General features: G+C 73.3%; 2 protein-coding genes. Both read left to right on the forward strand.

What is annotated here, in order from left to right:
* Nucleotides 1-8535: type I polyketide synthase (locus ACIRVF_RS42740; protein ID WP_402830608.1), on the forward strand; the 8535-nt coding region annotated here is incomplete at its 5' end.
* A 30-nt stretch (nucleotides 8536-8565) separates the two neighbouring features.
* Nucleotides 8566-10351: type I polyketide synthase (locus tag ACIRVF_RS42745; protein WP_402830610.1), on the forward strand; the 1786-nt coding region annotated here is incomplete at its 3' end.

The following is a 10351-nucleotide window of genomic DNA, read 5'->3' on the forward strand; positions in this document are numbered from 1 at the left end:
GCGGCTGATCGTGGGGCGTTGGGTGAGTTGTTGGGGGGTATTGCGGCTGAGCGGCCGCTGAGCGCTGTGGTGCATGCGGCGGGTGTGCTGGACGATGGTGTGGTCGGTTCGCTCACTGCGGAGCGGGTGGACGGGGTGTTGCGTCCGAAGGTGGACGCGGTGTTGAACCTGCACGAGTTGACGGTGGGTGTGGGTCTGTCGGCGTTCGTGGTGTTCTCGTCGGCGTCGGGGGTGTTGGGGGCTCCTGGGCAGGGGAGTTACGCGGCGGCGAACGCGTTTCTGGACGCGTTCGCGCAGTTCCGTCGGGGTCTGGGTCTGCCGGCGACGTCGTTGGCGTGGGGTTTGTGGGCCGAGCGCAGTGGGATGACGGCGGGGCTGGGTTCGGTGGAGGTGGGGCGGATCTCGCGGGGCGGGATGCTGCCGCTGTCCACCCAGGAGGGCCTCGCCCTCTTCGACGCCGCACTGAACCACGACCACCCCGTGCTGTACCCGATGCGCCTGGACCGCGCCTCGCTGCGCACCGCGGGCGAACTGCCGCCCGTCCTGCGCGGACTGGTGACGGCCCCGGTCCGGCGGAACGCCGCCGCGGCGGCCGACACCGGCGCCTCCGACGGCAACCGCCTCGCCCGGAGCCTCGCCGGCCTCCCCGAGGCCCAGCAGGAGCGGGTGCTGCTCGACCTGGTGGCCACCGAGGTGGCGACGGTGCTCGGCCTGGCGGCGAACGAACCGCTCGACCCCGGCCAGGTGTTCAAGGACCTCGGCTTCGACTCCCTCACCGCCGTCGAGCTGCGCAACCGGCTCGGCGCCGCCACCGGACTGCGCCTGCCCGCGACCCTCGCCTTCGACCAGCCCAGCCCGTCCGCCCTCGCCGGCTACCTCCGCACCCGACTGCTCGAAGGCCGGGCCGCACTCCCGACGGCGGGCGCGACCACGGCCGCGCCGATCGACGAGCCGATCGCCATCGTCGGCATGAGCTGCCGCTTCCCCGGCGGCGTCCGTACCCCCGAGGACCTCTGGGACCTCGTGGCGAACGGCGGCGACGCGATCAGCGCCTTCCCCGACGACCGCGGCTGGGACCTCGACGCACTGTTCGACCCGGACCCCGAGCGCCAGGGAACCTCGTACGTCCGTGAGGGCGGATTCCTCGACGGGGCAGCGGACTTCGACCCGGTCTTCTTCGGGATCTCGCCGCGCGAGGCCCTCGCCATGGACCCGCAGCAGCGGCTGCTGCTGGAGGCCGCATGGGAGACCTTCGAGCGGGCCGGGATCGCACCGGCCTCGGTCCGGGGCAGCCAGACCGGCGTCTTCACGGGCGTGATGTACCACGACTACGTCAACCTGGTGCAGGACCAGGAGGGCCTGGAGGGCTACGCCGGCAACGGCAGCGCGGGCAGCATCGCCTCGGGCCGGATCGCCTACAGCCTCGGCCTCGAAGGCCCGGCCGTGACGATCGACACCGCCTGCTCCTCGTCGCTGGTCGCGATGCACCTGGCGAGCCAGGCGCTGCGCGAGGGCGAGTGCTCGCTGGCGCTCGCCGGCGGCGTCACCGTGATGTCCAGCCCGAACACCTTCATCGAGTTCTCCCGTCAGCGCGGTCTCGCCGCCGACGGCCGCTGCAAGCCGTTCGCGGCCGCCGCGGACGGCACCTCCTGGTCCGAGGGCATCGGACTGGTGCTGCTGGAACGGCTCTCCGACGCGCGGCGCAACGGCCACCAGGTGCTGGCGGTGCTCCGCGGCTCGGCCGTCAACCAGGACGGCGCCTCGAACGGGATGACCGCGCCCAACGGCCCCTCCCAGCAACGGGTCATCACCATGGCCCTCCAGAAGTCCCGGTTGACGGCCGGCGAGGTCGATGCGGTGGAGGCGCACGGTACGGGCACCACCTTGGGTGATCCGATCGAGGCGCAGGCGTTGCTGGCGACGTACGGGCAGGGGCGTTCTGTGGAGCGTCCGTTGTGGCTGGGGTCGGTGAAGTCGAACCTGGGGCACACGCAGGCTGCGGCGGGTGTGGCGGGTGTGATCAAGATGGTGCAGGCGATGCGGCACGGTGTGCTGCCTCGGACTTTGCACGTGGACGCGCCGTCGCCGCATGTGGACTGGTCGGCGGGTGAGGTCGCGCTGCTGACGGAGAACCTGGAGTGGCCGGAGACGGGGCGTCCGCGTCGGGCGGGTGTGTCCTCCTTCGGCATCAGCGGGACCAATGCCCACGTCATCCTCGAACAGGCCCCGCAGGGTGCGAAGACGGCCGCTCCGGCGAGCTCGGCGGTGGTCCCGCCGGTCTCCGTGCTCTCCGCGCGCAACGATGCCGCGCTCCGCGAGCAGGCGGCCCGACTGGCCGCCCGCGTCGCTGGGGACGGGTCCCTGACCGTGGCCGACCTGGCCTTCTCGCTCGCGACCACCCGGTCCCCGCTCGCCCGCCGTGCGGCGGTGGTGGCGGGGGACCGTGAGGGTCTGCTGCGGGGGCTGGAGGCCCTGGCGGAGGGGCGCCAGGCCAAGGGGTTGGTGGATGCCGCTGCCGTCGGTGGCAGGACGGCGTTCCTGTTCACCGGTCAGGGGTCCCAGCGGCTGGGGATGGGCCGGGAGTTGTACGGGGCGTTCCCGGTGTTCGCGGGTGCGTTCGACGTGGTGTGTGCGGAGTTGGACGGGCATCTGGGCGGTTCGGTCCGGGATGTGGTGTTCGGTTCGGATGCCGAGGTGTTGAACCGGACGGTGTGGGCGCAGGCGGGGCTGTTCGCCCTGGAGGTGGCGCTGTTCCGCCTGCTGGAGTCGTGGGGTGTCACGGCGGATCTGCTGCTCGGGCACTCGATCGGTGAGGTCGTGGCGGCGCATGTGGCGGGGGTGTTCTCGTTGGAGGACGCTGCCGTGCTGGTGGCGGCGCGTGGCCGGTTGATGCAGGCGCTGCCTGCCGGTGGCGCGATGCTGGCGGTGGCCGTCACGCCCGGGACCGCCGCAGAGCTGCTCGCGGGCTCCGAGGGTTCGGTCGATGTCGCGGCGGTCAACGGACCGCGTTCGGTGGTCCTTTCGGGCGATGCCGGGGCGGTCGAGGGGATCGAGCGGGTGGCGACGGCGGCCGGTCACCGGGTCAAGCGTCTGCCGGTGAGCCATGCCTTCCATTCGCCGTTGATGGAGCCGATGCTCGCCGAGTTCGGCGCGGTCGTCAGCACCCTGAAGGCGGCCGAGCCGAGGATCCCGGTCGTCTCCAACGTGACCGGCGCCCTTGCCACCGCGGAGGAGTTGACCAGTTCCGACTACTGGGTGCGCCACGTCCGCCAGGCCGTGCTGTTCCATGACGGCGTGCGCACCGCGTCCGAGCTGGGCGCCGCCCGTTTCGTCGAGCTGGGCCCGGACGGCGTTCTGACCACCCTTGCCCAGGACTGCCTGAGCGAGGCCGACGGCCACGCCTTCATCTCCCTCCTGCGCCGCGACCGCCCGGAGGACCAGGCCGTAGCCGCCGCCCTCGGTGCCCTGCACTGCTGGGGCGTCGGCGTCAACTGGCAGGCTGTGTACGAGGGTTCGGGTGCCCGCCGCGTGGACCTGCCCACGTACCCCTTCCAGTGTCAGCGCTACTGGCCCGACGCCGTCCCGACCGAGGCACGCCGGACGCGGTCGCAGCAGCCGGCCGTCCAGGAGGAGAGCGCCGCAGAGCCCGCCCCGACGCACGGCTTCGACCTGGCCGAGGATCCGGGCCGCGCCCTGCTCGACCTGGTCCGGGACACCGTCGTCGCCGTGCTCGGACACGACGCGCAGGAGACCGAGGACGTCGAACGCGCCTTCCGCGACCTCGGCTTCGACTCCATGACGGCCGTCGAGTTTCGCAACCGGCTGAACCGGGCGACCGGGCTGACCCTGCCCACGACCCTGGTCTTCGACCACCCCACCCCCGCCGCGCTGGTCCGGCACCTGCGGGCCGAACTGCTCGGAGGGGACGACCGGACGCAGGTCGCGCACCGCACCGTCGGCAGCGACGAACCGATCGCGATCATCGGCATGAGCTGCCGCTTCCCGGGCGGGGCGAACTCGCCGGAGGAGCTGTGGCGGCTGGTCGAGGGCGAGGTCGACGCCATCACGCCGTTCCCGGCCGACCGGGGATGGAACCTCGACGCCCTCCACGACCCCGACGCCGACCGGACCGGCACGACCTACACCCGCGGCGGCGGATTCCTGCACGACGCGGCCGAGTTCGACGCGGGCTTCTTCGGGATCTCACCCCGCGAGGCCCTGGCCATGGACCCCCAGCAGCGGCTGCTGCTCGAAACCAGCTGGGAGGCCTTCGAGCGGGCCGGTGTGACGCCCGAGTCGGTTCGCGGCAGCGGCACCGGCGTGTTCGTCGGCACCAACGGTCAGGATTACACGGCGCTCGTCTCGGCTTCCGCGGAGAACCTGGAGGGGTACCTCGGTACGGGCGGTGCCGGGAGCGTCGCCTCCGGCCGGATCGCGTACACGCTGGGCCTCGAAGGACCGGCGCTGACGGTGGACACCGCCTGTTCCTCCTCGCTGGTCGCGCTGCACCTGGCCGCCGAGGCGCTGCGGCGCGGGGAGTGCTCGCTCGCACTGGCCGGCGGGGTGACGGTCATGTCCACCCCGGTGTCGTTCATCGAGTTCAGCCGCCAGCGCGGTCTTTCACCGGACGGCCGCTGCAAGCCGTTCGCCGCCGCGGCCGACGGTACGGGCTGGTCGGAGGGCGCGGGCATGCTGCTCGTGGAGCGGCTGTCGGACGCGCGGCGCAACGGGCACCGGGTGCTGGCGGTGATCCGTGGTTCGGCCGTCAACCAGGACGGCGCGTCCAACGGTCTGACGGCGCCCAACGGTCCGTCCCAGCAGCGGGTGATCCGCCAGGCCCTCGCCAACGCGGGTCTGACCGGCGGCGACGTCGACGTCGTCGAGGCGCACGGCACGGGTACCGCCCTCGGTGACCCGATCGAGGCGCAGGCGCTGCTCGCCACGTACGGGCAGGGGCGCCCCGAGGACCGGCCGCTGTGGCTCGGTTCGATCAAGTCGAACATCGGGCACACCCAGGCCGCGGCCGGTGTGGCGGGCGTCATCAAGACGGTCATGGCGATGCGCAACGGCGTGCTGCCGAAGTCGCTCAACCTGGACGAGCCGACGCCGCACGTCGACTGGTCCTCGGGCGCGGTGTCGCTGTTGACGGAACGTCGGGAGTGGCCGGAGACGGACCGTCCGCGCCGGGGCGCCGTGTCCTCGTTCGGCATGAGCGGCACCAACGCGCACCTCGTGCTCGAAGAGGCCCCGACGGAGGACGAGGCGGCTCCGGCCCCGGCTCCGCTGCCGTCCACCACCCCGGTGGTCTGGCCGCTGTCGGCCAGGACGGCGGAGGCGCTGCGCGCCCAGGCCGAGCGGCTGGGCGAGTACCTCGCCTCCCGCCCGGACGCGGATCTCCGCGCGGTCGGGCGCGAACTCGCGCTGACCCGCACGGCCTTCACCCGCCGTGCCGTGCTCACCGCTGCCGACCGTGCGGAGCTCCTCGCAGCGCTGGAGGGCCTGGCGGCCGGTGCGGGGGAGATCCAGCTCGCCCGGGAGGGAGCGAAGACGGCGTTCCTGTTCACCGGTCAGGGGTCCCAGCGGCTGGGGATGGGCCGGGAGTTGTACGGGGCGTTCCCGGTGTTCGCGGGTGCGTTCGACGTGGTGTGTGCGGAGTTGGACAGGCATCTGGGCGGTTCGGTCCGGGATGTGGTGTTCGGTTCGGATGCCGAGGTGTTGAACCGGACGGTGTGGGCGCAGGCGGGGCTGTTCGCGTTGGAGGTGGCGCTGTTCCGTCTCCTCGAAGCGTGGGGTGTCACGGCGGATCTGCTGTTGGGGCACTCGATCGGTGAGGTCGTGGCGGCGCATGTGGCGGGGGTGTTCTCGTTGGAGGACGCTGCCGCGTTGGTGGCGGCGCGTGGCCGGTTGATGCAGGCGCTGCCTGCCGGTGGCGCGATGCTGTCGGTGGCCGTCACGCCCGAGACCGCCGCAGAGCTGCTCGCGGGCTCCGAGGGTTCGGTCGATGTCGCGGCGGTCAACGGCCCGCGCTCGGTGGTCCTTTCGGGCGATGCCGGGGCGGTCGAGGAGATCGAGCGGGCGGCGAAGGCGGCCGGTCACCGGGTCAAGCGTCTGTCGGTGAGCCATGCCTTCCACTCGCCGCTGATGGAGCCGATGCTCGCCGAGTTCGGCGCGGTCGTCAGCACCCTGAAGGCGGCCGAGCCCCGAATCCCGGTCGTCTCCAACGTGACCGGCGCCCTCGCCACCGCGGAGGAACTGACCAGCCCCGACTACTGGGTGCGCCACGTCCGCCAGGCGGTGCTGTTCCACGACGGCGTGCGCACCGCGTCCGAGCTGGGCGCCACCCGTTTCGTCGAACTCGGCCCCGACGGCGTGCTCTCCGGGATGGCGCAGGGCATCCTCGCCGGCCCGCAGGACGACGCGGCCACCGACGCCGTGACGATTCCGCTGCTGCGCAAGGGCCGCCCCGAGCCCCGGACCCTCTTCGACGCGCTCGGACGGGCGTACGCCACCGGTGCCCGGGTCGACCTGTCGGCGCTCGTCGGACCGACCGCCGCCTCCGTCCCCGATCTGCCGACCTACGCCTTCCAGCGCGAGCGGTACTGGCCGATCCCGGCCGAGCGGGCCGAGCTGCCCGCGTGGCTGGGCGGCGCGGGTGCGTCCGAGCTGGACGAGCTGCTGTACCGCGTCACGTGGGCGCCGCTCGTTGGTCGGGGGCCGGGTGTGTTGTCGGGTCGGTGGTTGGTGGTGTCGGCGGGTGGGTGTGCCGATGTGGTGGCCGTGTTGGCTGCGGCGGGTGCCGAGGTGGTGGAGTGCGCGGCCGGTGAGGTCTCGCGGGTGGTGTTGTCGGGTGGGGCGCTGAGTGGTGTGGTGTCGTGCCTGGACTCGTCCGCGGCGGTTCTGTCGTTGGTGCGGGTGCTGGGTGAGTCGGGTGTGTCGGCGCCGTTGTGGTGTGTGACGCGGGGTGCGGTGTCGGTGGGTGGGGCGGATGGCGCGCCGGTTGCTTCGCTGGCTCAGGTCTGGGGTCTGGGGCGGGTGGTGGCTCTGGAGCGGTCCCTGTCGTGGGGTGGTCTGGTGGATGTCCCGGTCCGACTCGGTGGGGAGGCCGGTGCGTGGCTGGTGCGGGTCCTGTCGGGTGCGACCGGTGAGGACCAGGTGGCGATCCGCGAGGGCGGCGCCCACGGCCGCCGACTGGTGCGTGACGCCTCCGCCGCCGGTGCCGCACCGACCGGTGAGCAGTGGCGGGCCCCGGGCTCGGTGCTGATCACGGGTGGCACCGGCGCACTGGGCGCGCACGTCGCGCGCTGGCTGGCCGGTCGTGGTGCCGAGCGGCTGGTGCTGACCGGCCGACGCGGTCCGGACGCCCCGGGCGCCCGTGAACTGGCCGCAGAACTGGAGCAACTGGGCACGAAGGTCACGCTGGAGGCATGCGATGTCGCCGACCGGGACTCGCTGGCGGCCCTGCTCGCCGAGCACCCGGTCGACGCGGTGTTCCACGCGGCGGGTGTGCTGGACGACGGGGTGGTGGAGTCGCTGACCGAGGAGCGGCTGGCCCGGGTGCTGCGCCCGAAGGCCGACGCCGCCGACCACCTCGACGAGCTGACCAGGGACCTGGACCTCTCGGCCTTCGTCCTCTTCTCCTCCGTCGCCGGTTCGGTCGGCGGCGCCGGGCAGGGCAACTACGCCGCGGCCAACGCCCACCTGGACGCGCTGGCCGAGCGCCGCCGCGCCCTGGGACTCCCGGCCACCTCCGTCGCCTGGGGCCCCTGGGCCGCCGGAGGCATGGCGACCGACCCGGCCGTCGAGGCCCGGATGCGGCTCGCCGGAATGTCGCCGCTGCGCCCCGACACCGCGTTCTCGGCGCTCGAACGGCTCCTGGCCGACGGCAGGCCCACGGCGACGGTCATCGACATCGACTGGGGACGCTTCGCGCCCGGCTTCACCTCGGGCCGTCCGAGCCCGCTGCTCGGTGCGATCCCCGAGGCCGTGCGCACCGCGCCGCAGGACGGCCCGGTCAACTCCGGTTCCGGCTCCGGCTCCGGCTTCGCGGAGCGGCTGGCCGTCCTCCCGGTGGCCGAGCGGGCGGATGCCGTACTGGAACTGGTGCGCACCCACGTGGCCGGCGTGCTCGGTCACGGCACGGCCGGGCGGATCGACGCCGAACAGGCCTTCAAGGAGCTGGGGTTCGACTCGCTGACGGCGGTCGAACTGCGCAACCGGCTCGGCGCGGCCACCGGCCTGGCCCTGCCCGCCACCCTGGTCTTCGACCACCCGGCGCCGGCCGCGCTCGCCGACCACCTGCTGACCGAGCTCACCGGCGGCCCGGGCGGCGCCGACCCGGAGGAGGCGAGGATCCGGCAGGCGCTCGCCACCCTGCCGTTCTCCCGGATCCGGGAGGCCGGACTGATGGACGTACTGCTGAGGCTCGCCGGCCTCGAAGAGACGTCCTCGGCGCCCGCCGAGGACGCACCGGCCGCCATCGACGAGATGGACGCCGACGCGCTGATTCAGCTGGCCCTGGGCAACAACGGATCCTGAGCGATCCGCGGGAAAGTGTGGAACTGAGAAATGGTTGCATCGAACGACAAGCTGCTGGAAGCGCTGCGGACCTCGCTCAAGGAGACCGAGCGGCTGCGGGAACAGAACCGCCGGCTGGCCGACGCCTCCCGTGAGCCCATCGCGATCGTCGCGATGAGCTGCCGCTTCCCCGGCGGCGCGGACACCCCGCAGAAGCTGTGGGAGATGCTCGTCGCGGGCCGTGACGCCGTGTCCCCCTTCCCGACCGACCGCGGCTGGGACCTGGAGGCCCTGTTCGACGAGGACCCGGACCGCGCCGGATCCTCCTACGTCCGGGAGGGCGGCTTCCTCCACGAGGCGGGCGAGTTCGACGCGGGCTTCTTCGGGATCTCGCCGCGCGAGGCCCTGGCGATGGATCCGCAGCAGCGGCTGCTGCTGGAGACCGCCTGGGAGGCCTTCGAGCGGGCCGGGGTGACGCCCGAGTCGGTTCGCGGCAGCCGTACCGGCGTCTTCGTCGGCTCCAACGGCGGCGACTACGGCACCGTCCTGGTCGCCGGGCCCGAGGAGGTCGACGGCTACCTCGCCACCGGCAACGCGGGCAGTGTGCTGTCCGGCCGCATCTCCTACGCCCTCGGACTGGAGGGCCCGGCCGTCACGGTCGACACCGCCTGCTCCTCCTCCCTGGTCGCCCTTCACCTGGCCGCACAGGCGCTGCGCAAGGAGGAGTGTTCGCTCGCCCTGGCCGGCGGGGTCACCGTGATGGCCAGCCCGACCACCTTCACCGAGTTCTCCCGTCAGCGCGGGCTGGCCCGGGACGGCCGCTGCAAGCCGTTCGCGGCCTCGGCGGACGGTACCGGCTGGGGTGAGGGCGTGGGCCTGCTGCTGCTGGAGCGGCTGTCGGACGCGCGGCGCAACGGGCACCGGGTGCTGGCGGTGATCCGTGGTTCGGCCGTCAACCAGGACGGCGCGTCCAACGGTCTGACCGCCCCAAACGGCCCCGCCCAGCAGCGGGTGATCGGCCAGGCGCTGTCCGACGCCCGGCTCGCGCCCGAGCAGGTCGACGCCGTCGAGGCGCACGGCACGGGCACCACCTTGGGGGACCCGATCGAGGCGCAGGCGCTGCTCGCCACGTACGGTCAGGGGCGCTCCGAGGACCGGCCGCTGTGGCTCGGTTCGATCAAGTCGAACATCGGGCACACCCAGGCCGCGGCCGGTGTGGCGGGCGTCATCAAGATGGTGCTGGCACTGCGGAACCGGCTCCTGCCCAGGACCCTGCACGTGGACGAGCCCACCCCGCAGGTCGACTGGTCCACGGGCGCGGTGTCGCTGCTGACCGAGGCCCGGCCCTGGGAGGCCACGGGCGAGCCCCGCCGCGCGGCGGTGTCCTCCTTCGGCATGAGCGGCACCAACGCCCACGTGATCCTGGAGGAGGCCGAGGAGACCCAGCCGGAGACCGGGGCCCCGGCCCCGGTGCCGGACGACGCGGTGCTGCCCTGGGTCCTCTCGGCGAAGTCCGCCGAGGCGCTGCGCGCCCAGGCCCGCGAACTGGCCTCCTTCCTCGGGTCCGTCCCCGGTCCGGCGCTCGCCGACGCAGCGTTCTCGCTCGCCACCGCGCGCGCCCGCTTCGAGCACCGCGCCGTGGTCGTCGCCGCCGGACGGGACGGTGTCCGCGAGGCGCTGTCGGCCCTCGCCGCGGGCGAGCCGACCGGTCGGCTCGTCGAGGGACAGGCGCCCCACGCCGTCAAGCCGGTGTTCGTGTTCCCGGGTCAGGGGGCGCAGTGGGTGGGGATGGCGGTGGAGTTGGCGGGGGTGTCGCCGGTGTTCGCTGCGCGGCTTT

It is taken from the genome of Kitasatospora sp. NPDC101157, from assembly GCF_044768255.1.
Lineage (GTDB): Bacteria > Actinomycetota > Actinomycetes > Streptomycetales > Streptomycetaceae > Kitasatospora.